General features: G+C 45.2%; 28 protein-coding genes and 1 pseudogene. 12 read left to right on the top strand and 17 right to left on the bottom strand.

Translation table 11 applies throughout. From position 1 onward, the window contains the following. Positions 1–127: 127 nt before the first annotated feature. On the top strand, positions 128–796 hold the full coding sequence (locus tag QUA78_RS03475; protein WP_332959789.1) for an HAS-barrel domain-containing protein: 669 nt from the start codon (positions 128–130) through the stop codon (positions 794–796). 9 nt (positions 797–805) lie between these two features. Here QUA78_RS03475 and QUA78_RS03470 read toward each other — a convergent pair whose 3' ends face one another. Then, positions 806–1348 (bottom strand): hypothetical protein, encoded by a 543-nt coding sequence (locus QUA78_RS03470; RefSeq protein ID WP_333303308.1) that lies wholly within the window; start codon positions 1346–1348, stop codon positions 806–808. Further along, positions 1345–1848, bottom strand: coding sequence for a DUF4365 domain-containing protein (locus QUA78_RS03465; protein WP_333303309.1), 504 nt, complete (start codon positions 1846–1848; stop codon positions 1345–1347). Before QUA78_RS03465 ends, QUA78_RS03470 begins: the two co-directional genes overlap by 4 nt. A 129-nt stretch (positions 1849–1977) precedes the next feature. Here QUA78_RS03465 and QUA78_RS03460 point away from each other — a divergent pair, with 129 nt between their 5' ends. Then, entirely contained in the window at positions 1978–2214 is a 237-nt protein-coding gene (locus QUA78_RS03460; RefSeq protein ID WP_333303310.1) for a helix-turn-helix transcriptional regulator, read from the top strand. Positions 2215–2387: 173 nt separating this feature from the next. Here the strand turns inward: QUA78_RS03460 and QUA78_RS03455 are convergent, their stop codons facing one another. Then, a complete protein-coding gene (locus tag QUA78_RS03455) occupies positions 2388–2630 on the bottom strand; it encodes a helix-turn-helix transcriptional regulator (RefSeq protein ID WP_333303311.1) in 243 nt (80 codons plus the stop codon). 50 nt (positions 2631–2680) lie between these two features. Beyond that, entirely contained in the window at positions 2681–2923 is a 243-nt protein-coding gene (locus QUA78_RS03450; protein ID WP_333303312.1) for a helix-turn-helix transcriptional regulator, read from the bottom strand. 120 nt (positions 2924–3043) lie between these two features. Between QUA78_RS03450 and QUA78_RS03445 the strand changes: the two genes are divergently transcribed. Beyond that, positions 3044–3295, top strand: a complete 252-nt coding sequence (locus QUA78_RS03445; protein ID WP_333303313.1) for a peptide ABC transporter substrate-binding protein — start codon at positions 3044–3046, stop codon at positions 3293–3295. A 173-nt stretch (positions 3296–3468) separates the two neighbouring features. Next, positions 3469–3771 carry a Rieske (2Fe-2S) protein gene (locus QUA78_RS03440; RefSeq protein WP_333303314.1) on the top strand — a complete coding sequence of 101 codons (303 nt, stop codon included), beginning with the start codon at positions 3469–3471 and terminating at the stop codon, positions 3769–3771. Between the two features lie 191 nt (positions 3772–3962). Here the strand turns inward: QUA78_RS03440 and QUA78_RS03435 are convergent, their stop codons facing one another. Then, positions 3963–6866: a TIGR02921 family PEP-CTERM protein gene (locus QUA78_RS03435; RefSeq protein WP_333303315.1), complete on the bottom strand. Its 2904-nt coding sequence runs from the start codon at positions 6864–6866 to the stop codon at positions 3963–3965. Next, positions 6841–8430, bottom strand: coding sequence for an exosortase O (xrtO, locus tag QUA78_RS03430; protein ID WP_333303316.1), 1590 nt, complete (start codon positions 8428–8430; stop codon positions 6841–6843). The genes QUA78_RS03435 and xrtO overlap by 26 nt, the downstream gene beginning before the upstream one ends. Positions 8431–8557: 127 nt before the next feature. On the opposite strand from xrtO, the gene smpB reads away from it, so the two are divergent. From smpB to QUA78_RS03415, 3 genes are all read left to right on the top strand, one after another. Beyond that, positions 8558–9025 carry an SsrA-binding protein SmpB gene (gene smpB, locus QUA78_RS03425; RefSeq protein WP_006631384.1) on the top strand — a complete coding sequence of 156 codons (468 nt, stop codon included), beginning with the start codon at positions 8558–8560 and terminating at the stop codon, positions 9023–9025. Between the two features lie 839 nt (positions 9026–9864). Then, positions 9865–10581: a tetratricopeptide repeat protein gene (locus tag QUA78_RS03420; RefSeq protein WP_333398588.1), complete on the top strand. Its 717-nt coding sequence runs from the start codon at positions 9865–9867 to the stop codon at positions 10579–10581. Beyond that, positions 10578–10808 carry an Osc7112_2153 family protein gene (locus QUA78_RS03415; RefSeq protein ID WP_333303318.1) on the top strand — a complete coding sequence of 77 codons (231 nt, stop codon included), beginning with the start codon at positions 10578–10580 and terminating at the stop codon, positions 10806–10808. Before QUA78_RS03420 ends, QUA78_RS03415 begins: the two co-directional genes overlap by 4 nt. Before the next feature lie 280 nt (positions 10809–11088). Here QUA78_RS03415 and QUA78_RS03410 read toward each other — a convergent pair whose 3' ends face one another. The 3 genes from QUA78_RS03410 to QUA78_RS03400 all read right to left on the bottom strand — a co-directional run bounded on the left by QUA78_RS03410 (position 11089) and on the right by QUA78_RS03400 (position 15370). Continuing rightward, positions 11089–12549, bottom strand: coding sequence for an IctB family putative bicarbonate transporter (locus QUA78_RS03410; protein ID WP_333303319.1), 1461 nt, complete (start codon positions 12547–12549; stop codon positions 11089–11091). A 315-nt stretch (positions 12550–12864) separates the two neighbouring features. Then, the gene (locus tag QUA78_RS03405; RefSeq protein ID WP_333303320.1) at positions 12865–13749 is read right to left on the bottom strand and encodes a histidine kinase dimerization/phospho-acceptor domain-containing protein; all 885 of its coding nucleotides are present in this window, start codon (positions 13747–13749) and stop codon (positions 12865–12867) included. 178 nt (positions 13750–13927) lie between these two features. Beyond that, on the bottom strand, positions 13928–15370 hold the full coding sequence (locus tag QUA78_RS03400) for a 1-acyl-sn-glycerol-3-phosphate acyltransferase (protein WP_333303321.1): 1443 nt from the start codon (positions 15368–15370) through the stop codon (positions 13928–13930). 364 nt (positions 15371–15734) lie between these two features. Here QUA78_RS03400 and QUA78_RS03395 point away from each other — a divergent pair, with 364 nt between their 5' ends. Next, the gene (locus QUA78_RS03395; protein WP_333303322.1) at positions 15735–16940 is read left to right on the top strand and encodes a transposase; all 1206 of its coding nucleotides are present in this window, start codon (positions 15735–15737) and stop codon (positions 16938–16940) included. 315 nt (positions 16941–17255) lie between these two features. Here QUA78_RS03395 and QUA78_RS03390 read toward each other — a convergent pair whose 3' ends face one another. The 5 genes from QUA78_RS03390 to QUA78_RS03370 form a co-directional block, all read right to left on the bottom strand. Beyond that, a complete protein-coding gene (locus QUA78_RS03390; protein WP_333303323.1) occupies positions 17256–19262 on the bottom strand; it encodes a ribonuclease R family protein in 2007 nt (668 codons plus the stop codon). A 315-nt stretch (positions 19263–19577) separates the two neighbouring features. Then, positions 19578–19793 (bottom strand): 30S ribosomal protein S18, encoded by a 216-nt coding sequence (rpsR, locus tag QUA78_RS03385; RefSeq protein ID WP_006631377.1) that lies wholly within the window; start codon positions 19791–19793, stop codon positions 19578–19580. Positions 19794–20093: 300 nt separating this feature from the next. After that, a complete protein-coding gene (gene rpmG, locus QUA78_RS03380) occupies positions 20094–20282 on the bottom strand; it encodes a 50S ribosomal protein L33 (protein ID WP_172186750.1) in 189 nt (62 codons plus the stop codon). A gap of 38 nt (positions 20283–20320) precedes the next feature. Continuing rightward, the gene (locus QUA78_RS03375) at positions 20321–20854 is read right to left on the bottom strand and encodes an RDD family protein (protein ID WP_333303324.1); all 534 of its coding nucleotides are present in this window, start codon (positions 20852–20854) and stop codon (positions 20321–20323) included. A gap of 106 nt (positions 20855–20960) precedes the next feature. Further along, positions 20961–21203, bottom strand: coding sequence for a DUF7219 family protein (locus QUA78_RS03370; RefSeq protein WP_333303325.1), 243 nt, complete (start codon positions 21201–21203; stop codon positions 20961–20963). A gap of 364 nt (positions 21204–21567) precedes the next feature. Between QUA78_RS03370 and QUA78_RS03365 the strand changes: the two genes are divergently transcribed. Together QUA78_RS03365 and QUA78_RS03360 are read left to right on the top strand one after the other, a co-directional pair. Further along, positions 21568–21834, top strand: coding sequence for a hypothetical protein (locus QUA78_RS03365; protein WP_333303326.1), 267 nt, complete (start codon positions 21568–21570; stop codon positions 21832–21834). Between the two features lie 419 nt (positions 21835–22253). Further along, entirely contained in the window at positions 22254–22658 is a 405-nt protein-coding gene (locus QUA78_RS03360; RefSeq protein WP_333303327.1) for an anthrone oxygenase family protein, read from the top strand. Positions 22659–22714: 56 nt separating this feature from the next. Here the strand turns inward: QUA78_RS03360 and QUA78_RS03355 are convergent, their stop codons facing one another. From QUA78_RS03355 to QUA78_RS03345, 3 genes are all read right to left on the bottom strand, one after another. After that, the gene (locus QUA78_RS03355) at positions 22715–23284 is read right to left on the bottom strand and encodes a hypothetical protein (protein ID WP_333303328.1); all 570 of its coding nucleotides are present in this window, start codon (positions 23282–23284) and stop codon (positions 22715–22717) included. Between the two features lie 145 nt (positions 23285–23429). Beyond that, on the bottom strand, positions 23430–23774 hold the full coding sequence (locus QUA78_RS03350) for a DUF4087 domain-containing protein (protein WP_333303329.1): 345 nt from the start codon (positions 23772–23774) through the stop codon (positions 23430–23432). A 34-nt stretch (positions 23775–23808) separates the two neighbouring features. Next, the gene (locus QUA78_RS03345; protein ID WP_333398587.1) at positions 23809–24414 is read right to left on the bottom strand and encodes a hypothetical protein; all 606 of its coding nucleotides are present in this window, start codon (positions 24412–24414) and stop codon (positions 23809–23811) included. Between the two features lie 99 nt (positions 24415–24513). On the opposite strand from QUA78_RS03345, the gene QUA78_RS03340 reads away from it, so the two are divergent. Further along, positions 24514–25212: a hypothetical protein gene (locus QUA78_RS03340; protein ID WP_333303331.1), complete on the top strand. Its 699-nt coding sequence runs from the start codon at positions 24514–24516 to the stop codon at positions 25210–25212. Positions 25213–25283: 71 nt separating this feature from the next. Continuing rightward, positions 25284–25385 (top strand): annotated as a pseudogene (locus QUA78_RS03335) (IS630-like element ISAcma27 family transposase); the annotation flags it as partial.

The raw sequence follows: 25385 nt of genomic DNA, 5'->3' as shown, positions 1-25385 counted from the left end.
GGTAATGTGTAATTTGTAATTGGTAAAGTACCCATGACCAGGCTACTAACTGAAGAACCTTGACTAATGACTAATGACTAATGACTGATGACTGATGACTGATGACTAATGACTAATCATTAAAACTATGCGTTTACCTTTACCCCAATTTGCTACAAAAGAGCGCCATCCCGATCGCATTGCTGAGGTGATCGAGACGGCAACTTCGGAGTTTTTGGCTCAATGTTTGGAACCGGAAGACTTGAGTTTTCCCGTGATGCCGCCTTTTGGGAGTTGGGTGAAGGCCGAGGATGAAGAGTCGAAAAATCAAATCTACGGCGTGGTTTATTACGCTACGACTAGCCCGATCGACTCGGTGCACAGAGCTCGCGCTTTGGGTTTGTCGCTGGAAGAGTTGCGGGAGGAACAACCGCAGATTTTTGCGATGCTCAAAACCGAGTTTCGAGTGGCGATTGTGGGGTTTGAGGCTGCGCCGGAAAGGTTGAACGGTCACGGCCCATCGAGGGGTAAAATTTATCAGTATTTGCCGCCGCGCCCGCCGCAAATTCACCAGGCGGTTTATCGCTGCGAACCGGATGAGGTGATTGATTTTACGGTGCAGTTGGATTTTTTGAGGACGCTGCTGGGGGTGGCTAATGCGCCGGTGGATGCGCTGACGGCGGCGGCGATTCGGGAGATTTATCAGTTGCGGATGCGCGATCGATCTTGGTTGGTGGAAGCGGGGAGGAGTTTGAGTGTTTTGCTGAAGGATGATTACGATCGGTTGAGAGTGATTTTGAGTCAGATTCATCCGTAAGCATCGCGCTCACTCCAACCATGCGTCTAAGTCTAATGTAAAGTGATGGGTATTTTGCAGTAAAAAAGAGCGACCTTGTTTAACTAAATTGCCTTGACAAATAACCGGAATTCGGGCTTGATAAGCTTTGACTGCCAGTTCGTAGACTGGTTCTGCTAGTTCTAACTGAATACGCCGCAGCTTGCCAACAATAACGCCTGTCAAAGTTAATTTTCCGGTGGCTGCTCCTTCTTGCAAGTTGGTGACTATGCCTTGAATGGTAATGTTAGGAGCTGATGTCAAGAGATTGCTGAGAATTTCGAGCTGGGAACGATTTTCAGCAATTTCTAGGGTTTGTAAAACTTCAGCCATCCGGCGGGGAAAGTCTAAAAATTCTGGTTTTAATGGTAGCAGAATCTCTAACTCTTCTGAGGTTTCGCTGTGGCGATTCCAGAGAGAAGCTTTATCGTCAATTTGTCGCACTTCTTGCCAGCAATGCGTTTCGAGGTAAGTACGCACAATTTCGGGCTGTAGATTTTTGAGAATTTCGGGATCTCGAACGGTGACTATCATAGGGTTTCGCCTGCTTCTATTAGCTGCATGAGGGTGGTAAGAGCTTTTACATTAAAAATATTCTGTCTGGGTATGGAAATTGTAACAGTGGTTTGATTCAGGGTTGGGTGTTGACCTCGCAGAGAAACCCAATAACCGCAATATTTCAGGCAAAGTTCCTGTTGAGATTGGATTAGCCAATTGTCTAAATTGTCGGGTACGACTACAAGGATTAACAGTCGGGGAGTCTGAATATTTTCTACTTTCAAGTCATTGTAGTTCTTGACTTCGAGCGGATATCTAATTGCTTCCTGTCCAATCACATCCCTAGATGTGCATTTTACCTGGAGTTCAAGTCGGGGATATCGAATAATTCCACTTCCCATACCGCCAGCAAGAATGATATCGATGCCGTCAAAATCTAATGGTCTAGCTGCTATCTGGAAGGAGTAGCCAGCCGAGGCAGCAACTGCATAAATATACGCATAACTGAACTGTTCTTTTTGCTGGTTAATGTCCACGATCGCTATTTGTTTAGTCTATCTCAAGCATAACTGGCATCGGAGGCGATCGCTCCTACCTTTGTGTAGCGCATTAGATGACAATTAGCAACGTTTACAGGAGCATGACTCTCTGACACAATCGGGAGCATGGGAAGAGCCGGTAAAGCCCTCAAAAAAATATTAGAGGCACACGATATCAGTCAATATCAATTGGCGGCAAAGATGGAAATCGATCGCTCAAACGTTAGCCGTTGGGTGAGCGAAGAACGAGACCCATCTGCCGAGGCGGTATTTGCGATTAAGCAAGCGTTGCAGACATTCAATCGGCAGGCGGCTGATGAATTCGTCAGGTTGTACCTGGGAAATGGCGAGGAAAACGGTTAGGTTCTGAAGTGTGGAGAGTGTGGCACCGATCGCCCTTGCTGCATTCAAGGGCGATCGCCAATTAGTTTGTGAGAATTTATTTAAAGCGAGAAAGATTATATATTGTCAGCTATTTGTTGAGTCTATTTTAAGCATAGGTGGCACGGGAGGCGATCACCCGATCGCCCGTATTATTACTCTTCGAGTTTTTCCTCCAAATCATCTAAATACAAACGAATGAAATCTGCTGATGCCTGTGGATTAATTTGCTGTAATCCCTTGCGAATCTCTAGAACCGCTTCAGATGCCGGATCTCTATTCTCGTTAACCCAACGGTTAATGCTCGATCGTCCAATGCCCATAATCGCTGCCAATTGATTTTGGCTGATGCCATAGGTTTCTAAAACCTGCTTCAGCGCCTTTCCTGCCTTACTCATGGCTTCTATGTTCTCAGAAGCTCGCAGCTAAGTAAAGATTGTTGACATTATTACTCTTCGAGTTTTTCCTCCAAATCATCTAAATACAAACGAATGAAATCTGCTGATGCCTGCGGATTAATTTGCGATAGTGCTTTCCGAATGTCCAACACTGCCTCTGCTACGGGATCTCTACTTTCATTGACCCAACGATGAATGTTGGAACGTGCTACCCCCATTGTCACAGCCAAGCGATTTTGACTGATGTTATAAGTTTCCAGCACTTGCTTGAGTGCTTTGCCTGCTTTTCCCATGCCTCAGATTGTCTCAGAGGGCGATCTCTTCGTAAATGTTGCTTCTAGGCAACATTGAGGATAGAACGATTGTGTTGCTTCTAGGCAACACAATCGTTCACTGCAAAAACAAAAACGCTTATGCCGAAAAACTTCCTTACAAATGCCCCAGCAACCGATACTGCTACAGCGACTGTAACTGTCGCGGAGCCTCCGCAACCCGATCGAGAACCGGTCAAAATCCTGCTGATAGGTTCTCCCAAAGCGGTGAGGAGTATCATTCACATCCTTTACTGTTTGGGTTTTGCCTCTGTCAGCGAGTGGAGCCCGCTGCAACCTGCCCAAAAGCCCGGTGAAGTTATGAGCATTCTCATGCGCTACCTGCGGCTGTAGGGGTGATATAACATTCTTTGCGGGCGTGAATTACTGCCAACAGCTTGTACAGTCTATTCAGACTTTAAGAGGTGTTGGCGTTAGAATTAGACCGCGATCGCTCGTTGTTCACTATGCCTTTCGGGCGATCGATCATTAGTTTGCAATAATCTATTTAAACCGAGAAAGATTATATGTGGGTAGAGATAACAGCGCTAAATCAAGTTCCCGAATGGGATATTTTGAAGGTAAAAGTTGAGGGTACTTCGCTGATTTTGAATCGTCAAGGCATGAATGTCACTTGTTACCGCAATGCTTGCACTCATTTAGAATATCCGATCGACATGGGTAAGGTAAGCGGCGGTATCATTACCTGTCCGTTCCATAAGTATCAGTACAAGTTAGATAGCGGTAAATGTTTGAATGCACCCGCCGATTCCCTGGAATCTTATCCGGTAAAGATTGAGGGCGATCGCGTTTTTGTAGAAATAGATTAGTTATTCGTTATTCGTTAAGTCCGACAGGGGTTTAAACCCCTGTCTCATAGCTAAAGTCGTCTCAAGACGACTGTAAATTAATATGTGATATCAAGTCCGGCTTAAATACCCCCTCACTCTGTTAGTCTGCGGAGGCAGACTTTGTTTTTGTAGTAGCGGTTTCAACCGCCGAACCATCGAGGGAGTCGCTTTCAACCTACCATTTTCGCGCGCCGCTGACGGAGGAAAATCACCAAAAGCCCGATCGCACCTACCGCCAACAGCAGCCATTCTTCCGGTTCAGGAACCCCCGAAACGTTGAGAGGATTGTTCGGCTTAGTTAACTCCTCCTTACCGGATTCTACCTCTCTGTCAAATCGATCGCTCTTAGCTTCTGCTTGTTTGAGTTGCTCCCTTTGCGCGTCATTAACTAACACAATCATCGAAGAATAAGGCGTCACCACTTTGAAATTTTTAGCTACTGCGTGCATCGCATCCAGTTGCGTCAATTGATTTGAACTTTTCTGTTTGCTAAGTGCAGTTATCAACTGCCGCGCCGCTATCGGTTTAAAGCCTTCATTTCCGGCATCTTTTGACTCTGCAACTGCCGCCGATTTTGCGGTTTTTTTCGACTGCGGGGTTTTGGCATAACTCCAAGCATAGCCATCAACAACGCTAACTGTAGATTTGCCCGAAGCTGCTGTCGTCGCCACTCGCTGCATCGCCTCTTTCATATCCGTAGCAACTCCACCGCCGCTATCTTGAATCACCTTTAAAGTTGAGTCGTCGTAGCCGGGGGGCAAACCTCCCAAATGCACTGTCCACAGCGGTGCAGAGATGGAAACTTTAGGTTGGCGATCGTCTGACAATTCGTAACTGTGGCGATCGGTCACTACAAATACAGTATCGTAAATTTTATCGCCCCGCAACTGTGCAAATTGTTGCAGCATATCTTTGAGCTGGATCGTACCGTAAAACGTCACCTTTGCCGCATCGAAATTGCGTACATCTTCCACCAACTTAGGCGGCATTCCCGCAGCGCTGGCGACATACAAATCAACAGCATTTTTGGCTGCTGCATTAGCTTTCAACCATTCAAAAGTATCTTTGACTTGCTTACTTTCCGCCGCCATGCTGCGGGAAGTATCGAGAATCACTGCCAACTTTTTGCCTTGCGGTAGCGAGTAATTTGCATCAGCCAGCGGCTTAGCAGAAATGATATTTCCTCCCGGTAGAACCGCCTGCTGCGCTGTTAGAGGTTGCTGTGCGGCTGCGGGCAAAAAGGGTGGCAGCCAAGTTTCTCTTGCTTCTTTCCCGCTGTATTTTACCTCTTTTCCGGCGATCGTGCGGCGAGTATTTTGGTTCCAAAAAATGTTGCGTTTCTCAGCCAAAACAGGCATAGCCCAACCCTGCGGCTGCCGCATGACTTTGTAAGTAAGCCACAGGTGCATTTCCGTTGGCCCGTCAGTTTGGGTTAATTCTCGTTTAGCCGGGATTGGAAAAGCCCGCAAGCGGTATTGTTTTGGGCCAATTTGTTCTAGCAAAGCCGGATCGACTCTTTCTGCTACCTGTTCGTTGTAGACTTGCTGGGCGGCACCGCGAGGCGATACAGTAAATACAAAACGCTTTTTCAAATCCCCAGTATCTCCCAGCCAAATTCCTGTCACTGCGGCGCTTTCCGGCAAGGAAAAGTAGTAGAATACTTCTTGCAAGTTTGTTGTTTGATTTTTGTAAACTTCGTAGAGTTGAACATCAGCCCAATCGCCGTTTTCTTTGACTGTAACTTCTTGCGACTGCAACCATACCTTTTCCTCATTGACATTCAGCAAACCAGCTTTAGCTTCTTCTCGGTTAAATGTTGACTGCACCGCGTGTTTTACTGATTCTGTGTCCCCTTTTTGCAGTTCGGTATCGAAGAATTGACCGTAGAGTTTTTCTGCTTTTTCCACATCAGCACTAGAGCCTTGATACAAAAACGGCGACATTAAAAAATTATAGCTGTTCTGCACTGTCTGAGCGGCTGCTTCAGGAAAATTCAAAGTATTTTTGTATATCTCATAAATGTGGTTGTTTTCGCTCACAGTGCTGAGGTAGCGGTAAGGGGACAAATAAGCGTTAACTAAGCCCGATCGAATCATATTAGACTTGGCTAATAAAGTTTGGCGAACCGTGTCATTTGCGGGGGGAGTCGCCAGCATTTTCATTGCTGCAACTTGTGGCTGCTGCTGCAAAGCGGAGAAAATAGCCAGCCACGCTGCTATGACTCCCAAACTTCCAATTATCGCTTTATTTTTCCCATATTGTGCAGCAAAACTATGCCATATTTTCCGCCCGGAATGAATGTAGAGAAAGCCGTACAGCGAAGGCATAACCACGAATAAGCTACAGGTTAAACCAAACAAGATAAAGGATAGCGGTATCCAAATTAAAGCCGATGCCCACGCCCCGTATTTAAACATCTCCAGAAATGGTGATACCCATGTAAATTTGAAAAATTCAATGACTAAAGTGAAAAATCCCGCAACTGTAAATAATCCTACTGGTAGAGCGTAAAACATCAGCAATGTTGCCGCCCAAATACCAACTACTAGCATTAAACTGTGGCAGGATAATTGCAACCATGCACTTTGCTTTTCTCCAATTAAGCTTATAAAACGATGCTGTTTGTTATGGGAAGTTTGGGAATCTGAAATGTTTTGAACATTTTCTATTTTCCCTAGATATCCGTACAGCATTTCCACTAAAAATGCTGCAATGCACAAAGCAAGAGTAGCGATGATTTGAGAACTAGCAGGATTCAGCTCTCGCAGCAGAAATAATCTGAGTAAGCAGAGCAAAAATAAGGGCGTTTCTACTCCGTAAAACAATCGCATTAGCTGTAAGGGTTGATTCCTAAAAGTTCTGAATCCGATTCTGGTAGATATTGTCGGTATTGCTATCAGTGCTGTTAGGGTTAAGAAAAATTCAAGGGGGATAATTCCGTCTATTGTGGCTTGGATTAAGGGAATTCCTAAAACGGGCAAAATCCCTAGATAAACAATTGATAAAAATGTCAGGTTCCACAGCCAAAAAATTGACTGAAAAATTATATTAAATACCAGTTTTAATCTTTTCATTTTGGCCTCTTTTTAAGCTATAATTGACGGCACTGTGTACAGTATTAGCGAATTTTTTTATTTCAGAACTTGCGGGGTTTACCGAACTATCAAATAGAATGGAAACTAGCACCCAAGTATGATTTTTTTGAGTGATGTCGCTGCCGATGCGGGACAAGAAGTTATCTGTAGTTTGCTGGGCCGATTGCAGCCAGTAGGCAGCAGATAGTTGGTTGTCTTTGAGAGACAGCCAGCGCGCCGTTACAGCAGGAGTTAGCTGTTTTCTTTCTATTCGATTGACGGGGATACCGCTGGCTATAAAACACAGCTCGGGTGCGTGATAAGTCTGCCAAGATGTGCTCGCTACTGTGAGCATGGAACCGCGCAAGTTGCCTGAGACAAATCTCTTTTTTTCTGTTTGGGTGTCTGGGTAATTGCCAAAGAATTTTTGTTCGCTGGCATTCAGCGGGATTGATTCGGATACAATTTGTTCGGGAAATTTCAGGGGGGCGATCGCTAATTTTTCACTTTCTACATGATACAATTGAGAAATTGCACCCAAAACAGCCACCGCCACAATTAGTCCAGGCTTAGCGAGAGGCTGATTTTTGAGTATTTCTAAATCCCGTTGCGAGTTAAAATCAGTTTCTTTTGTTTCTTGAAATTTTGGAACTTTTTGCAGCATCAACCAACTTAAGAAGCAAGCGCAGATTAAACCCACAATTCCCAGGGGTACGTGCAGGATTTCTGCATAGGTGGGCTGTTGGAAAACTTGGGCGACAAGCACTAACACGGCAACCCGCAAAGCGTTAGCAGACAACAACATTAAGAAGTTAGCAGCGCATACTGCCAGCCATTTTAAACTCAATTTACGCTTTTCCAGCCAGGTAGCAGCCAGCAAAAATAGCGTTCCCACTAAGAGAGTTTTAATGCCGCTACAAGGCACGTCAATGTGAGCGATACCGTTTTCCAAAACGATAATATCGTAAGAAGAAATAGCCCCAACTTGCAGCATTGAGAGCAACTGTTCTACTACTTGAGCAGTCACTACTCGCGCCGGCAAACCTAAGCCGCTATTCAACTGACTGTTGAATGGTAAAATACAAGCCAGCAAGCCCGCAACTGGCAAGTTTTTTCGCCAAAAGTTCGGCTCCACCAATAAGCCGCACAGCCCGTAAGTTCCTAGGATAAATAGCAGGACAGTAATTTGTTTGATATCAATTATGCACTGAAGGGCGATCGAGCAAATACCCGCACCCAACATCAACAGCAGCGGATATCGCCTCAAAACGAAATTGGGCGAAAATCCAGGCGGACGATCCTCTTCGAGGGCTGCGCTAACGGAGTTCCCGCTCGATCGCACTACTAATGCTACAATCAAAAAAGCAATTACTATCTTGTACAGTGTGGGTATCTCAACAAGCGAGGATAACAGCCACTTAACTGCCGAGATATTAGCCCAAAACCAAGCAAGCGCTAACAAAAAAGGAGCCAGCCAAACCAAATTAACCCCTGAATTGGGACTGACAGCATCTGGAAGGTCAGAATTGGGAATATTGGTGCGCTGCATGATACCGCTTGACATTCACGTTGGTGACATCTTAGCTCAGCAAAATTGGTAATGCCTAGACCGATTATTTAAGTTTTGTCAAGCTTCGATTTTCTCTACAGAGGAGCTAGCGTTATAATAATTAATTTTAGCGGAGGTAAAAATGAGCGAAAAAAGCCCAGGATACAAAATTGTTAGCGATAACCGACAAGCACGTCATCTCTATGAAATTATAGAGACATATCAGGTAGGCATCGAGTTGAAGGGAACCGAAGTCAAATCAATTCGAGAAGGAAAAGCCAATTTGCGGGACGGATATGGCTTAGTTCGGAACGGCGAACTGTGGCTGATCAACGTTCACATTTCGCCCTGGAGAAGTGCTAGCAACTATTTTAATCACGAGCCGCGCCGCACCCGTAAATTGCTGATGCACAAGCAGGAAATTCGCAAATTAATCGGCAAAGTAGAAGAAAAAGGCTTGACTTTAGTGCCGTTAAAAATGTATTTGAAAGGCGGCTGGGTAAAACTTGATATCGGTTTGGGTAAAGGGAAAAAACTCTACGACAAGCGCGAAGATTTGAAGAAACGCGAAGATAAGCGGGATATGGAAAGAGCCATGAAGCAATTTTAGTCATTAGTCATGGGAGCTTCTCACTTTTGCAACCAAGCTAGAAATTGGAGTTTTGAGGCAGGAGGCAGGAGGCAGGAGGCAGAAGGAAAGAGGAAGAAGGAAGGAGCCACAAGAAGTATTTTTACAAATATGAGATGCTCCCTCAGTCATTACTCATTAGACATCTCCGGAAAAGAAACTAAAACCTTTGCTACTCTAAGGTTTAAATTTCATTTTTGGAGATGTTTATTAGTCAGGAGTCATTAGTGATTAATGATTGGTGATTGCTGATTAGTGATTGATTATTTTAAATCGAGTTCGGTTAATTACTCATCATCAAATTGTTCGATATCCCCGTTGAGAACTTTGAGGACTTCCGTGGTCACTATCAACTTAATTAGAGTTATTTCACCGAAGTGCATCTTACAGCAGATTGCAAGTTGATGAAACACACCCCCCATTGAGTAATCCTTCTAGGAGCAAAGCATTGCCGTGTAACTACTGTACTTCATAAACCTGCGTGCTGTATCTCCTAATACAGTCGCATACTGTCGATCGACTGACCGCTGACTAAGTATTATTACTTAGACAAAGGGAACAGTTCTACCTTCTTCCTGTTTTCGGCTTCCTTTTTCCTGAAAATATCCGGATGGCTTGTGGAGTCTCATGAATGATTAACCTATGCTCGAATACATCTAGGTAGTGGGAGCATTACCCAAGCATTCGGCTGTGGACTTGCAAACTCTTATGAGAAATGGGCTCAAGCCTGAGTCCTTTCCTAAGATTATGATGCCATTAGGGTGGCAATTAAATCTGGCAAACAAAATATAGCCCAACTCTCAGGTTAAAATATGCTAAAAATGAGACCATTAGCTAACATTTTCAATGTCATAAAAGAGCCAGCCAAAAAGCATCACAACTCGAAGTGGGGAGCCTTCTTGCTGATGCTAGCAGTAGGCTTTGGCGGCTGGCAAATTGGGTTGCCGGAACTGGCATCATTTTTTAATAATATTGCGTTTGAAAACTACAAAGCCAATCGATTGGCTGATACTCAACAAGCCTATGAGTTAGCACTTTCTGTCGATCCCAAAAGCCGAACAGCTCTTTACAATTTGGGATGGCTTTGCGAAGAGGTGCAAGATTTACAGTGCGCTCGAGGAAAATATCTGCAAGCTGCCAAACTCGGCTTGCCAGCAGCTTACAGCAATCTAGCTCGCTTGTATATAATCGATCAAAAAAACTCTGCTGCTGCCGTTCACTTGCTGTGGCAAGGTTTGAAATTAGCTGAGGACGATCAAGTTAAATATTCTTTACTCAAAAACTTGGGATGGGCGCGCCTTGAACAGGGTCGATATTCAGAGGCATTGCAACATCTGGATGCAGCGATTAAACTTGATAGTGAAAGACCAGCAACTTACTGCTTAAAAGCGCAAGTCCTAGAAAAGATGAAAAACACGAAGGAAGCGCTACCGCAGTGGAAAATTTGTCTAAAGTATGCGGATTCTCAAGAATTCGATGAGGATATATGGATAGGAATGGCACGTCAACGATTAAACGAGGAAAAAACAAATAAATGAAACGCACAGTTTTGTTTTCATCAACCATACTGGCAATTATAACGGTACTGGAGCTAAGTCAAGCCTCAACAGCACTGCCAACTCCTTCGACTGTTAAAATTACAGTTAATGAATCAGTCGAAACGCCGTTCGACTTCAATCAATCGACGTGGCGGCGGTGCAGAGATAGAGATGGCGGAAAATATCCGTGTCCGAGATTCATCCTGCCTCAGGAGAGCGAAAAATAAGAGTTATTTTCAAGAAATTTTGTAGAGTGTAACATCACCACTTTACAGCAACAGGTATGTAGTATGTAGTAGTATGAAGGGTGCGCAGTGCGCACCTGATAGCATTTGAGATTTGAGATTAAATAATTGAAGAATTGGAAACAACTTAATGACTATAATGGTTTGCAGCTTGCATAAAGCTGCATTCTTTTTTTGAACTGGTATAACTATTAATAATTCCTGTGTCCGCTGTTGCTGGAATCCGCACCGGGCGGGGAGAAAACCCCGCCAGCAATTCTATCTACTCGCCCTCCGTCAAAACTGAATCTGGCTGCTGCTGCGAGTTGCTGTAAAAACTAGCAATAATCGCCACCATCAACCACCAAAGCATATTAACTTCCGGCCGATACCAAACTGTATCGACAAAACCGTGAGCCATCATGCCGGCTAAAGTTGCGATCGCCCCAATCAACCAAAACCCCTGACTCGATTTTAGATTTTGGATTTTAGATTTGGGATTTCGGGATTCTTCCTCTAAATTAGAAATGTTAAATTGTGAATCCCGCAGATTTTTTATTTGCAACAAACCTTGATTGACGGTGACTGTCATCAGCCAAAGGAAAGACATTAAACCGATAAAACCGGTTTCTACTGCAATTTCCAGCAGCACGGAATAAGCGCTCAAAGCAGTAAATCTTGGCTTCATATAAAGCGGATAAACTTTATTAAAAGCAGTGTTTCCGGGGCCAATTCCGAGAATTGGTCGATCGCGAATCATGTCAATCACCGCCGTCCAAACATTCATCCGAAAATTGTTACTGCTGTCACCACGGCCGACAAACATACTCGAAACTCGATCGCGCAGCGGCTCCACTAAAGCCACTCCCAAAATTAAGGCTCCAGCCAAACCTCCTAACCCTAACGGCAGGGCCCAAGTTCGCCAGAACCGAGGCATCAAAGGACTGTACCAATACCAAAGCAGCACTAAAAATACCACAAGCAGAGCCACAAAACCGATCCAAGCACCCCGGCTGTCCGTGTAGCGCAAACACGCGCAATTCACCACCAGCATAGTGAGCGCTAAAAATTTTGTTCCCCATCCTTTCCACACAAAAAGTGCGGCGGCGCTCAATGCAATGGCCGGCAGCAAATAGGAACCCAGCAAGTTTGGATTGCCCAAAAAGCTGTAAACTCGCGTGACATCGGCTTGAGTAGAAGTCGGATCGTTCCAAGTAGCTAATGGTGGCACTTTGTCAATCCACTGCCGCACGCCGTAGAAACTTACAACTAGAGCGACGTTCAAAAATACGGCAACTAACCACGATCGCCAACGGGGCGATCGCAATATCCGAGCCATCAGCGCAAAAAACAGCAAATACAGCGTTAGCTTGCTCCAACCGGTAACAGCCGCGACTTTCACCGGCGACATTGCGGTTGCGACGGTGGCAATGCCCCAGTACAGCAGAACCAACAAGTGAATGGGCGTCAAGGCGATCGCGCGATCGTCCGAAACAGTCAGCAGCACCCAAAATGCAGCGCCAGCCGCCATCAACACTCCCACCAAGGCATTGTTCACAAACGGCGCCAAACCGAAAGTCAAGCCCAGCAAAACAAAACCCAAGGGTTCTGCCCACTGCATCAGCCAGCTACTCTGCCGCCAACTGCGTAAAGAGCCGATCGCCAAATTTAATAAATAACTTCCACTTTGCCACTGAGAGAGCGGCAAATTTGCCAGACTTAACTGTTGCCAAACTGAATTCATTGCTATTTTAGATTTGTACTTAGTAATCGGGCATTGGGCATCGGGCATTGGGCATCGGGCATTGGGCATTGGTGATTGGTTATTAGTTATTAGTGGAAAATTGCCATTAGTTATTAGTTCTTATTGGGAATTTGTTATTAGTTATTTTATTATAAAACAACTCACAACTCACAACTAATAACAACAGTCAACAGTTAACTAACTTCATCCCTTAACAACCAACAACAGTCAACAGTCAACAGTCAACAGTCAACAGTCAACAGTCAACAGTCAACAGTCAACAGTCAACAGTCAACAGTCAACAGTCAACTAACTTCATCCTTCCAACAACTCCGTAGCATTGGTGCAGGGGAGCCAGAGCACGTAGCGATATCCAGATTCCGGGGCCCCTTGAATCGAGAGTTGACCGCCTTGAATTTCCACCAATTGGCAGCAAAGCAGCAGCCCCAAGCGTTCCCTGGCCCCGTAACCAGCTAACACCGGTGCGGTATCCTCGGCATTTTGGGCCACCAAAGCCGCCAACTCAGAAAACGCCAGCGTTAATCGCTGCGAACCCTGTGTCGGGAGTTGCGGTTCTCCGGGGGAGTCGGTTTCGGAGTTCGATGGCGAACCGCTACCCGATCCGACCTTCAACAAGTAGTCGGTGTAGAGTTTAGCATGGGGCAAACTTTCTCCCAACCAAGGATGAAAAACCCAAACTCCGATGTTGATACCGTCTTCTTTCCGAGAAACGTGGACTCGAATCACGCTGCCTGCCCCAGCAGATTGAATAATGCTAAAAATTAAGTGGTGCAGCATTTGCTGAACCTTATCTTTATCGACCAACCAGATGCGCGGCCCGGGCCCCATCGACAAATTAATTTCTTGCTCTCGCCTACTTGCCGCCGGCAACAAGATTGTCACAACCTGCTGGCACAAAGTTTCTATATCGACTGCGGTTCGCTTCAACGTGAAAGCGGAATCATCTAGTTCTGCCAGTTCCAAAATTTCTTCAACTAGCGATCGCAAAGATCGGCTGCTGTCTTGGATCACATCAATATATTCTTTTTGCTTGCTCGTTAAGGGGCCATAAATTTCTTGTTTCAACACGCTTGCCATGCCGAGAACAGAAGTGAGCGGTGTGAGCAATTCCTGCGCTAAATAATTCAGCAGTTTTACCTTAATTGAGTTAGTAGACAAATCGATAGGTTGGTTAGTCATTGGTAATTTTTATTGGTTCATTGTCGAGCGAGCGTTGGCGGTTCATTAGACCTATTCCAAAAGTCTATAACAATGTGTTTACACTTCACAAAAGAAAAAGGTAGGAAAGAAAAATATATATTCCTTCTTCCCTCGAACCTCTTCCTTCTTCCCTCGAACATCTTCCCGATCAGACTAATTAAGATTTAATCATTCTTTCTAAAGCTGATTGCAAGTCTTGAGTGAGTTCGGCCACTGCTAACCTGCGGCTGGTTTGATATCCCTCCCAACGATCGCCCACTGATATCGGTTCGCCCACGGTCATTTGTACTTGCTGTTTGCCCAACTTCGGTCGGCCGAAAGGATTTCCCCCTTTGATGCGAGCCAGTACGTCCCACAGCAGTAAAGTTGTTTCTGCCAAACGTTCTGCTGTTAGCTTTTCTTCGACGTACCTGCCCGTGACGGACACGAAACTTTCTACAAGTCTCATGTGCCACATCCGAAGACTTGCTTCTTCAGCGAGGCGATCGGCTAATCCTCTTTCTAAGGGAGAAAGTGCTGCAATATTTTTGATATCTTCTCGATAAATATAGTCCCAGCCTGCTTGTTCCAGACGGCGGCAGCGGTCTATTAAACTGCCTTTTGGCTTTAAATTAAAATATTCTTCTGCTACTTGCAAAGCCACGTCTAACAGTGCTTTCAGTCGAGCGATCATTACTTCATTGCCCGAATCGTTTGCCGTTTTTTCTGGGAGCGATAACGATGTTAAAATAGATGTTGGTGGCGGTAATGTTTTATGATAAAAACGGCTGTAAAACTCTTCCATCACTGCTAGCAAATGACCGCCCAGTCGGATAAGGCGCAGATATTGGAATTTGTGATTAGGGTTTTCGGAATCGGGATTGGCGGTCTCTAAGTTGGCGATCTCGGTGCGATCTAAGGGTGGCAGTCCGCAATCAATTTCTAATTGAGTTAAAAGTTTTTCTAGGGGTTGCCAAGGTGGGTTGACATAGCGGTATTGAATGCCGATCGGCACAATTAAAACTTTTTCAGTGCGTCCGGCTTTTAGCAAATCTTCAACGCACCAGAAGCCCATTTGAGCAATTCCCGGTTCGAGGGGGCTAACTATTTCATTGTGACCGTTGGTGGCGCCTTCTGGGGCGGCGGCGATCGGGAATTGGCTGTTGGCAAATAAATTGCGGGCCGATCGCAATCCGAGGCGATCGATTTTACCGCGAACAATCGGAGTGCCGCCGAGGTGAGAATACAACCAGCCCACGCCCGCACCAGCCCAGAGGGGAATGCCGCGATCGTAGATAAAGTGGGAATGTACGGGGGATTTTAGGGGAATGCCTTTTGCCCGCGCCGCCTGGGGAACGAGTTTCCAAATTAGTTGTCCCAAACAGTACGGATCGTCTGAGTTGGGGTGGCGGAAGGCTAGCAAGAAGCGAACTTTCTGATTTTGAAATTGGTGGAATAGTTCGGCGAGGGTTTCGACGTTTTCGGCTTGAATGTGACTGATACTCGTCCGAAATCGCAGCCACCAGGGGAGTATTTGCTTACAACCTTGCATCACTAGCGGGTTGTAGGCTGGGGGTATGAATTCCAGCGGCGGCTGAACTTGGCTAATTGAATTGGGCATTTTGCGATTTTAAATTTTAGATTTTAGATTTTAGATTACTAGGCTGCGGTAAAAACTTCCAATTGTTACAATGCTGAAGTTTTTTTGATTAACCGCAGAGGAAACAGAGGACACGGAGGAAGAGAGGAGATAGCAAAACGTGTCAATTTAACGTCAAAAGTATTACCTGTCTTGGATCGAATATTATGTCCAGTCGATCGACCACAATATTTTGGTCGGGGCCGGTTTACGGGATTTCTGGCTGATATTACAGATCGGGGGTGAACCCGGCCACACAAGAATTACCAAAATAATTTGGTTTAAAGCCCCGTCCTTGTAGGACGGCTTTCTGTGCTATACTTACGCTAACACGACAGGCGTAACTATGTTGGTATTTGAGGCAAAACTTGAGGGAACGCAGCAGCAGTACGAGAGGCTAGACGAAGCCATCCGCACTGCTCGCTTTGTTCGCAATAGTTGTCTCAGATACTGGCTCGACAACTTGGGAATCGGCAAGTACGAGTTAAGTGCCTACTGCGCTGTCCTAGCCAAAGAATTTCCCTGGGCCGCTAAACTCAACTCGCAAGCGCGTCAGGCTTCTGCTGAAAGAGCTTGGTCTGCAATTGCGCGGTTCTACGACAACTGCAAAAAAAGCAAACCAGGGAAAAAAGGCTTTCCGCGCTTTAAGAAATATCAGACCCACGGCTCTGTTGAATATAAAACAACAGGTTATAAATTGTCGTTCGATCGACTTACTATCACTTTCACTGATGGTTTTGAAGCCGGAAGCTTTAAGCTGTGGGGAACTCGCGACCTACACTTCTATCAATTAAAGCAGATTAAGCGAGTCCGCGTAGTTCGTAGGGCTGACGGTTACTATGTGCAGTTTTTGATAGACCAAGAGAGGTTAGAAAAGAGAACACCAACTGGTAAAACACTAGGTTTGGATGTTGGCTTGACGCACTTTTACACCGATTCAGATGGTCAAACAGTTGAGAACCCGCGTCATCTCAGGAAGTCCCATAAAGCACTCAAACGACTGAACCACCGTTTTTCGAGAACAAAAAAAGGCTCTAAAAACAGAGCCAAAGCGAGAAACCGATTAAGCAGAAAACACCTCAAAGTAAGTAGACAGCGTAAAGATTTTGCCGTGAAATTGGCAAGATGCGTAATCCAGTCTAGCGACTTGGTAGCCTACGAGGATTTGCAGGTGCGAAATTTGGTCAAAAATAGAAAGTTAGCCAAGTCTATTTCTGACGCTGCATGGTCTAATTTCCGGCAATGGTTGGAATATTTTGGCAAAGTGTTTGGAGTGGTAACAGTCGCTGTGCCTCCGCACTACACTTCGCAAAATTGTTCTAACTGTGGAGAAGTTGTTAAAAAGTCTTTGAGTCAAAGAACGCACCGCTGTCAGCACTGCGGTGTTGTACTAGACCGTGACTGGAATGCAGCAATCAACATACTGGAGTTAGGACTTCGTACCGTGGGGCACACGGAAACGTTAAACGCCTCTGGAGACATCGACCGCTGCATTGGTGAGGTAACTCCTCAATGTAAGTCGAGTCGTGGAAAGAGGAAGCCTAAACAGTGATGTTTAGAATCCCCGACCGTTTACGGCGGGGAGGATGTCAAGATTATTTTACAGGACTAGATATGAACCCATCATCTTTTTTACCCCCTGTCCTTGACAAGGGGAATGCGAGGGGGTCAATCGATTTTAGATTTTAGATTTTAGATTTTAGATTTTAGTCGGATACAGGTTTTTTATTTCTCCACGGATGAATCCGGGGGCTTGTATCCTGGATGCTTTCGGTCGGAAACTCGACTAAAAACGATATTTATCCTCAGTTTCAGCCTTCAACACAGATTTTTGCAATCTAAAATCTAAAATCTAAAATCTAAAATCCTATTGTGCGGCTTCAAATATCATTTCCTGGAAGTTGATGACATCCGATCGCGGATCGCAGTGGGTGACTTTGACTTCTAGCCGATCGCCTATGGCGACCGATCGACCAAATCGCATTGCCAATTCTAAACCCAACTCTTCCAATAAAATCAATCCGAGATTGCTGTCTTCCCTCAACCAGCGCAGCATTAAAGCTTCCCAAACTTCGTCTGGGTTGCGCCGCAAATATTCCAATCCCCAATAGCGGTTAGTTTGGCGTTCGACAGTGGATGCTTCTTTAACTGCGGTACCGAGACACATCACAATGTCCTGTATTTCTTCAGCGGAAAAAGGCAGTGGTTCGCCCCGCAGGTGGGCTTTGATTTGGAAGTGAGTCAGCAAGTCGGTATAGCGGCGGATCGGGGAAGTAACTTGAGTGTATAATTCCAAACCCAAGCCGGCGTGGCGTCCGGGGGTGAGGCCCATTTCGCTGCGCGGCATACAGCGACGCACGGCGCAAGCGCGGGCGGGGCCAGCAGGCACGGCCAGCAGTTCTTCATCGGGAGGGAGTTCGGGCTGTGGCTGATAGCGGTAGGGTATGGGCAGGTTGTTAGCTTGACCGTAGCGGGCGGCTAGTTCGCCGGCTAAAATCATCATTTCGGCTACTAGCATCCGGGCTGTGGAGTCGTCGATGACGTGGATTTTGATGTCGTCGCCGTTGACTTTGATGACGGATTCGGGCATGAAAATGCTGATTGCCCCTTGGGCTTCCCGCCATTTTTGCCGCAGTTTTGCCGCTTGTGCGATCGCTGCTATTTCCGGTTCTGCTTCGATTCCCAACTCCAGCATTTCGTCTACGTCATCGTATGTCAAGCGGTAGGTGGGTTTTATGGTGCTGATGTGGATGCTGTAATCTTGAGCCGCGCCGATTTCGTCTAAGGTGACGCTGAAGCTGAGGGCGCTGCACTCTTTGCCTTGAATTAAACTCATCGGCCCGGTTGCCAAAGCTGGGGGAAACATGGGAATCATTCCCGTGGGCAGATAAACCGTAGTGGTGCGCTTTCTGGCTTCGAGGTCGAGTTCGTCTCCGGGGGAAAGCAAGCGGGTGGGATCGGCGATGTGTATCCAGATCCGCTGCTGGCCGTTTTCGAGGAATTCTAAGCTGAGGCCGTCGTCGATTTCGGTGGTGCTTTCGTCGTCGATCGTGTAAACCTTGAGGTGAGTTAAATCGAGACGATTTGTGTCCGAGTCGGTTGGGGGATTTTCTAGGCAGCGTTGGGCCACTTCTAATACCTTTGCGGAGAATTGTAGGGGAATTTGGCTGCGCCGCAAAAACAGGTTTTCGTGGGTACTCCAGAGGCCGAGATCGACTAGGAGCCCAAAGGCTGCTTCGGAGTTTTCGGAGCGTTCTAAGCTGGCTAAAGTTTCTAAAGCCGGGGTGCGGTGCGTTGCTTCTTCTCCGAGGAGGGCAAAGCGTTCTAGGGCGTCGAGGCGAGTTCTGTCGCTATTTTCCCAATCTACATTTTCCCCTGCCAGCCGCTGTTTGACTCGATCCCAAAATCCTTGGGATTCTTGGTGTCGCTGCTGTTCTACTTCTTGCTGGTGTTTGATTTCGGCTACTTGGGCGGCTGAGCGCGGTTCGTAGCGATCGCCCTTTTGTTTGAAATACAGCTTATCTGTTGATAGCAAACAGTAAGCAGCGTAACACTGGGCCGCACTGCGTTCGGAAAATAGCAGCATTGCCAGGGATTCGGGGTCTGCCGTTTCTCCGTCGCCGACTAGGAGTTCCCAAGCTACTTCCAAACTCGACGGATCTGAGTAGGCTTCTACTTCTTTGAGAAATTTGGGAATGTCGGAAGGTTTGTAAGTTTCTCCGACTACTTCGTAGCTGATTTGTTTGGGCGGTATGCTGTGCGGTTGACCGTTTTCATCTACCACGACCCAGTTTTTCTTGCCGTCGGGGCGATCGGCAACTGCCAGACGGCGGTCGCCGTGTACTCTAAATTCTACTAACGTTCCCTTCTCCACTTGCCAGCTTTATATTTGAGATTTTGGATTTTTACAGTAGCCACTTATCGAGTTTCGAGCTTGCGATTTGAGATTTTGGATCTTGGCAATTTTTATGGTCAATTGTGACAGTTAAAATCTAATAAAAAGTTGTTCTTTTTCTTTCTTATTTTTTAACTTTTGACTTTGGATTAAGACTTGCGCTGCGGCGACTCTCAACCCTATTTCGCGATTATTTCGCTGCATTCTTGCTGCACTCTTAATAGCAGAAAGACGTTGTTTTCGCGCAAGTCTTATTCCCAGTCCAAAATCTAAAACCCAAAATCCCAAATCCTGTTAACCTTCTTGGTTTACGAAGGGCATCAAAGCTACAATTCTTGCTCTTTTGATGCTTCTGGTCAGGTCTCGCTGCTGTTTTGCCGTCAAACCGGTAATCCGGCGGGGCAAAATTTTACCGCGTTCTGTGACGTATTTTTTGAGCAAATCGACATCTTTGTAGTCGATCGGGTCTCCTGGTTTGATGGGCGAAACGCGCCGGCGAAAGTAAGTCATGGTTTGTTGTTTATTGACTGTTGACTGTTGACTGTTGACTTAGTTTTTAGTTATTAGCCGTTAGTTGCTAGCCGTCAGGAAAGCATTTGTTAGTTAGCTGCTTTTCGCGGGTCAGTCGATTTTAGATTTTAGATTTTAGATTTTAGATTTACTCCACAAATGAATCTGGGAGCTTGAACCTTCGTCTAAAATTTTGCGCTCTCCACTCAGGATTGTCGGGGGCTTTTACCCGTTTTTGGGCGGGTTCAATATCGATTGCCAACAACTGATGACTGATGACTAAGGACTAATGACTAATCACTACTTGATCTCTTTGTGGGCAGTGTGCCTGTTGCAATGGGGGCAGAACTTTTTGAGTTCCAGCCGCGCCGTCGTGTTGCGGCGGTTCTTGGTGGTGGTGTACCGAGACACGCCTTTGGAGCGTTTGCTTACGTTTGTACGGCACTCAGTACACTCTAGAGTAATTATGATGCGGACGCCTTTAGCCATAATTCTAAATAAATTTCGACTAATTTAAACACAATTTATTATCTTCTCACATTGCTCTGCACTTGGTCAAGCAATCTTCTAACTTTGATGTCGAGGGAGTAGCCGCGGCGGGCTCCGACAACGATCGTCCCGCCGATGCGATCGTGGAAAGCTTGGGGAAACCTTTCGCCGGAGTTGAGGGCAACGCTACAGTCGATCGCCAGGGGCAGCATCAGCAGCAAGACGGCGGCGTTGGTAGATGTGAGCCCAGCTATACCTGCGAAGGCTAAGCCAGCGCAAATGCCCAGCAATGCCTCGCGCTTGCACAGTTCTTGCACTCCCGGAGTCCGTAGGAATCTGGTATCGGCAATTTTCATGTCCAAGGCCCAGCGCCCGAGACTTTGACCTTGGTTTTTCCTGACGATGGCTACGCGCAGGATCAGCCACAGCAATACAAAAAATATGGTTTGGACGATCGCATTATTGCCCAGAAGCAAACTGGGCAGCCAAACTGCGATTCCGTCGATGCAGAAGGCCGCTGCGCGGCGGCCGACGGATACTTTGGGAAGGAGAGGTACTAAATCGGAACTCATAGGCAAAAAGGTCGATCGCCACTAGCTACTTTTTCATATTAAGCTGTGGATTAATCGATCGGCATCTATGGCGCATAACTCAACTTCCAAGCCAACCGCTAATTATTCAAGCTGAAAATGGATTTTCGCCAATTCCCAACTGCTTTTTCGACTTTTCCACCTGTTCCCACAGTGTTTGGATCTGAGTAAATGCCTGTTCTACAGAGATTTTACCGTTAGATGTCAAGGAACTGATGTAGCCCACTCGCTGAGAAAACTCTTGTAAATTCGCATTAAATACCACATTCTCTGGCTTTACTTCACCGTAATAGCGATTTTGAGGATATAAAAAATTTGAATTTGCTACCATTGCTTTAACCTCGGATGAAAACTTTTTTCCTGAACTTATCAAGATTATTATAAACCGCGCTTCCCTTCTCAAGTTGTGCTGTAAGTAGCAAAAATCATGTGATATTTTGGGAGCTTTTTTGTGATGGCAATTACACCGAGAGATGAAGGCGACAAAAACCTAAGTAACTTCACGTTGTATAAAACTTACCCATACGGGGTCAAGAATCAGGTTTCTGGGTTAAGGTTTATAAGTTCCGATTAGGCGTCAAAACGTGGTTTTTGTTCGTCCAGGACTGACTTATTAAAATAAGTGACAAAAACTCCAAAAATGGATATGATTATTGCCCACATAAATAGTTATACTTTTAGTAGGAAACTGCGTAATGTCTCCCAATGCGCGATCGCCTCATCCCAAACCCCGGCTAAGGCAAGTGTTAATCAGACTTGCCATCGCCGTAATTGCTGCTGCTGTTATCGCCTTCAACATTCCTCACTCCTTAATTCCCGTGTTTAAAGAATCCGTATCCGAAGCAAGGCAGCCACCAGAAATCCAGAACCTGCTCGCCGGCCGGCGCAAAATTGTGACAGTGAGCGACAGCATCACCGAGGCCGGAAAATACCCCGGAGGTTACGTTGTCTGTGAGTCCTAAGTTTGAATAGTAACACCTGCTTTTGGTCAAGCAGGGAGTGCTGGAATCCCTAAGCTTTTAGCTACTACGAAGTAGTATAGCATTGACAATCAAAATCAGCCACATTTTTTAAGTTGTAAGTGATTTAGTCCTTAACTCTCTGCTAGATTGCTTTTAGCTCTTAATAAGAGCATGGTAGTGGTTGAGAACTTAACTTTTATTTGCGGTTTGCTTTCCACGCTGTCCGCTTTACGTCAAGTTTCTCGGCTCAATATCAAGGTGAAAAATGCAATGACACAATACACTAACAAGGCATTGGACAGTAATTCGCAGGAGGTTTTATGGTAATGGTTGACTACTCGCTTTTCACATTGAAGCTTTTCTCGGCACTAGGTTGCGGGCTGATGGCTGGAGTCTTCTTCGCCTTCTCGACGTTTGTGATGAAAGCCCTTGCCCGACTCCAACCAGCACAGGGTATTGCCGCCATGCAAGCTATCAATATAACGGCGATTAATCCGTTATTTATGACGGCGCTATTCGCAACGGCTGCTGCTTGCATCTTTCTGGCTATCTCCTCGCTTTTAAAGTGGCACCAACCCGGTGCTGCCTATTTGCTCGTTGGCAGCCTGCTCTATCTTGTCGGTACTGTAGGAGTGACGATCGCGTTCAATGTGCCGCTAAATGATGCGCTGGCGACTGTCGAGCCAAGCAGCACTGACGGTGCGGGTTTATGGGCTAGATACCTTACTGAATGGACGTTCTGGAATCATGTTCGGACGGCTGCGGCGCTGGCGGCATCGGCTTTGCTTACCCTTGCGCTCAGTTATCGAGCGGTACAATTTTAATTTGACATTTTTACTTTTGAGCGATCGCGCGATAGATGCGATCGCAAAAACGAAATTTATTGAGGAGGGTAATTATAATATGGTTGTGCTGCTGGAGGGTCATATTGATGGTGATCGTAGCGGTCTTTATTTGAATTAAAAGAAGCAAACGCAAAAAACATTGTTATTATCAGTGCTATGATACATCCACACCCAGACGAAGTATTTTTTTGAGAAGGATCATCCTGTAATTGATTTGGGTTTTCGGTATTATATTCAATGTTTTGAGTAATATTTTGGGTATTATATTCAATGTTTTGAGTAATATTTTGGGTATTATATTCAATATTTTGACCATTTTTATAAACTTCCCAAAGTTTTCTTGCCGCATTTGGATCGCCAAGATATTCAAGATATTCACAGGCCAGCTCAACAATTGCTGTTGTATCTACACCTCTTCTACTTGTCCATACCCATGTTCCGTGTTTAGTTACATATTTATTAATTTTTTGTTTTCCTTCTTTAGATGTCCTAAAATTAGTAGGTGCTTTATTAGGAGGATTCCCTATTGCAGCGTAAAGATTAGTAAGAGAAACTTGTTTATTCTCAATTGTTATTTCAATTCCATTGTAAATTAAGTTTGCCATAATTACACCAGGATTTTGAATTACTTAAACTTTGATCTTTGCTGCTCGATCATCAATCAACTGTTTTACATCTTTATCAACTGGATTATCTAGGGGTAGATAGGCACCTAAGATGCAGCGATCGCACATAGTCATGGCTTTAATTTCATTCTTTTGGTAAATTTGGATCTTCGCGACAAGTCGAGAGTGGTAATGCTTCACCGCCTTGAATCGTGATAATCCTCATCCGACTGCTATCTACAACAACATTTAAACAAGCACAGTTATATCCGTGATTGCCATTGGTTAGAACAACTTCTTTCCCATCAGAGATGGGAATGGTATCCATTCCTTTAGGTGGAGATTGACCTTGCTGTGAGATAGTCCAAGTGCCATCTCTGTCTTTTAAATACCAATTTCCAGGTGTGGGATTTTGCAACCATCCACACCTAGTTTCTGTAGCCTTAACAGGCAAAGCTATGACAGAAATAAAGGACATGATAGCCAGCATAAGCAAGCTTCTTTTCATAACTCTAATCATTTCATCACCTCTTTGGTAAAGTATCACTACAAGCGGATTCTTTAAATTGTTGAAGCAACCGATTTCTATCCGCTGGGGGAAGATAACTCATTAATTTAGCTGGATCGACTAACGGTTTAGGCCAAGCGTATTCGTAGATACCAGGTTGCTCATTTCTAGTGTTAACAAAAGCGACTCCTAAATAGTTGCCTTGTTGAATGATACTCGCGAAATTAGTTGTTTTGATGGATTTTCCAGAGATAGTTCCTTGAGCAAAACTTATCCCCATGTCATTTTCTGTGGGAATAAAAGTTTCTATAATACAAACTTTACCTTTAAGAGTTGAAGGGTAAATATTTTGAGTTTCTTCTAGTGCCGTCCATTGACCGAGAAAAGGTGCTACATCAGGATTAACTGGCAACCAAGCTCTAACAAACGCGTTCAATTTCTGAGTCTCAGTTTCATTACGGCGATCTCGAATATAAAAATCACGATTCCCCGGCGACGGCGAAGCCACAAAATTGCGAAACCGATTCATTAATTGCTGCAATTCATTCTCAGTTGGGTATCGTTTAGATTGTTGTGCAATAATTGGTAAACAAGAACCCAAAATTATTAAATTGACCATCAAGGCTACTAGCCGGCGTTTTCTCATAAATAATACTCTCAAGTTCTGTTAACCCTGAGTTTACCAGCAAATCAGCACATCTCCTCCTTGCTCATAAAACCTATGTATAAACCACCACTCCCACAGCCCCAACTCGATCGCACACCAATCACCTCCGATCGCACTGTGCTAAGAAAAACATACGCGATCGCCAAAAAAGCAGAGCGCCACAATTGGGCAAAACTAATAACCTGTGCGGTTATATTACTGCCTGCAAACCTCGCTTTTTCTGTTCCTACTTACTTGGGTAGCGAAACAATTGCTGAGGCTGACAGCGCTAAATTTACTCAAAAGGTTAACATCATCCTGGCTCAAGACAGCACCCAGGTGCCGCTGAGCATTCGGTATGGTGGGACAGAAGCTAGGGGAGGCTTTGTCCTCATTCAACTTACTGCACCCAATCGAGATACAACTCAACCGGCTTACGGTGGCAAGCTTCGTTTCTACGATGTTCATCTTGCCAAAATGTTTGAAACTTCCCATTTTTTGTGCCAGCAGTTTAGAGGCGTTTCCGGTTATGAATGGGTTTATTCAGCAGGTAATGGAAGTATTCGCATGGGAAACTTTAGAATTCCCTGTAGTTTAGCTAGCGAAATGGCTTCAACCTACGGCTTAGGTAAGCCAGAACGCACAAACATTGCCAAAGATACCGAGGGCGGCCCTCCTGAATCAGATGTCTATTCTATTCCGATTTTAGACATCACCGGTTCTAAGGTTCAGCGGTGGATGAATTTTGTGCAAAATTTTAAACCAACTAAGTAGGTAGGCGTAAAAAAACCAAATTATGTTAAGATCAGTAAAAACTCAAGATTTAATTTACAAAATTAACAAATATGGGCGCAGGTTTAAGAGTATTTCTCAATCAAGAAGAAGACCGAACACTATTTGAATTGAGGACGGCAACAACAGTACCTCAAAAAGTAAAATATCGAGCA

This window comes from Microcoleus sp. K4-B3, assembly GCF_036704615.1.
GTDB lineage: Bacteria > Cyanobacteriota > Cyanobacteriia > Cyanobacteriales > Microcoleaceae > Microcoleus.
Note: the sequence above shows the minus strand (reverse complement) of the source record. Positions and strands in the feature narration are given on the sequence as shown.

Coding starts and splice junctions, on each gene's coding strand:
- QUA78_RS03475 (WP_332959789.1), top strand. CDS start 128: ATGCGTTTACCTTTACCCCAATTTGCTACAAAAGAGCGCCATCCCGAT.
- QUA78_RS03470 (WP_333303308.1), bottom strand. CDS start 1,348: ATGATAGTCACCGTTCGAGATCCCGAAATTCTCAAAAATCTACAGCCC.
- QUA78_RS03460 (WP_333303310.1), top strand. CDS start 1,978: ATGGGAAGAGCCGGTAAAGCCCTCAAAAAAATATTAGAGGCACACGAT.
- QUA78_RS03455 (WP_333303311.1), bottom strand. CDS start 2,630: ATGAGTAAGGCAGGAAAGGCGCTGAAGCAGGTTTTAGAAACCTATGGC.
- QUA78_RS03450 (WP_333303312.1), bottom strand. CDS start 2,923: ATGGGAAAAGCAGGCAAAGCACTCAAGCAAGTGCTGGAAACTTATAAC.
- QUA78_RS03445 (WP_333303313.1), top strand. CDS start 3,044: ATGCCGAAAAACTTCCTTACAAATGCCCCAGCAACCGATACTGCTACA.
- QUA78_RS03440 (WP_333303314.1), top strand. CDS start 3,469: ATGTGGGTAGAGATAACAGCGCTAAATCAAGTTCCCGAATGGGATATT.
- QUA78_RS03435 (WP_333303315.1), bottom strand. CDS start 6,866: ATGAAAAGATTAAAACTGGTATTTAATATAATTTTTCAGTCAATTTTT.
- xrtO (WP_333303316.1), bottom strand. CDS start 8,430: ATGTCAAGCGGTATCATGCAGCGCACCAATATTCCCAATTCTGACCTT.
- smpB (WP_006631384.1), top strand. CDS start 8,558: ATGAGCGAAAAAAGCCCAGGATACAAAATTGTTAGCGATAACCGACAA.
- QUA78_RS03420 (WP_333398588.1), top strand. CDS start 9,865: ATGAGACCATTAGCTAACATTTTCAATGTCATAAAAGAGCCAGCCAAA.
- QUA78_RS03415 (WP_333303318.1), top strand. CDS start 10,578: ATGAAACGCACAGTTTTGTTTTCATCAACCATACTGGCAATTATAACG.
- QUA78_RS03410 (WP_333303319.1), bottom strand. CDS start 12,549: ATGAATTCAGTTTGGCAACAGTTAAGTCTGGCAAATTTGCCGCTCTCT.
- QUA78_RS03405 (WP_333303320.1), bottom strand. CDS start 13,749: ATGACTAACCAACCTATCGATTTGTCTACTAACTCAATTAAGGTAAAA.
- QUA78_RS03400 (WP_333303321.1), bottom strand. CDS start 15,370: ATGCCCAATTCAATTAGCCAAGTTCAGCCGCCGCTGGAATTCATACCC.
- QUA78_RS03395 (WP_333303322.1), top strand. CDS start 15,735: ATGTTGGTATTTGAGGCAAAACTTGAGGGAACGCAGCAGCAGTACGAG.
- rpsR (WP_006631377.1), bottom strand. CDS start 19,793: ATGACTTACTTTCGCCGGCGCGTTTCGCCCATCAAACCAGGAGACCCG.
- rpmG (WP_172186750.1), bottom strand. CDS start 20,282: ATGGCTAAAGGCGTCCGCATCATAATTACTCTAGAGTGTACTGAGTGC.
- QUA78_RS03375 (WP_333303324.1), bottom strand. CDS start 20,854: ATGAGTTCCGATTTAGTACCTCTCCTTCCCAAAGTATCCGTCGGCCGC.
- QUA78_RS03370 (WP_333303325.1), bottom strand. CDS start 21,203: ATGGTAGCAAATTCAAATTTTTTATATCCTCAAAATCGCTATTACGGT.
- QUA78_RS03365 (WP_333303326.1), top strand. CDS start 21,568: ATGTCTCCCAATGCGCGATCGCCTCATCCCAAACCCCGGCTAAGGCAA.
- QUA78_RS03360 (WP_333303327.1), top strand. CDS start 22,254: ATGAAAGCCCTTGCCCGACTCCAACCAGCACAGGGTATTGCCGCCATG.
- QUA78_RS03355 (WP_333303328.1), bottom strand. CDS start 23,284: ATGGCAAACTTAATTTACAATGGAATTGAAATAACAATTGAGAATAAA.
- QUA78_RS03350 (WP_333303329.1), bottom strand. CDS start 23,774: ATGCTGGCTATCATGTCCTTTATTTCTGTCATAGCTTTGCCTGTTAAG.
- QUA78_RS03340 (WP_333303331.1), top strand. CDS start 24,514: ATGTATAAACCACCACTCCCACAGCCCCAACTCGATCGCACACCAATC.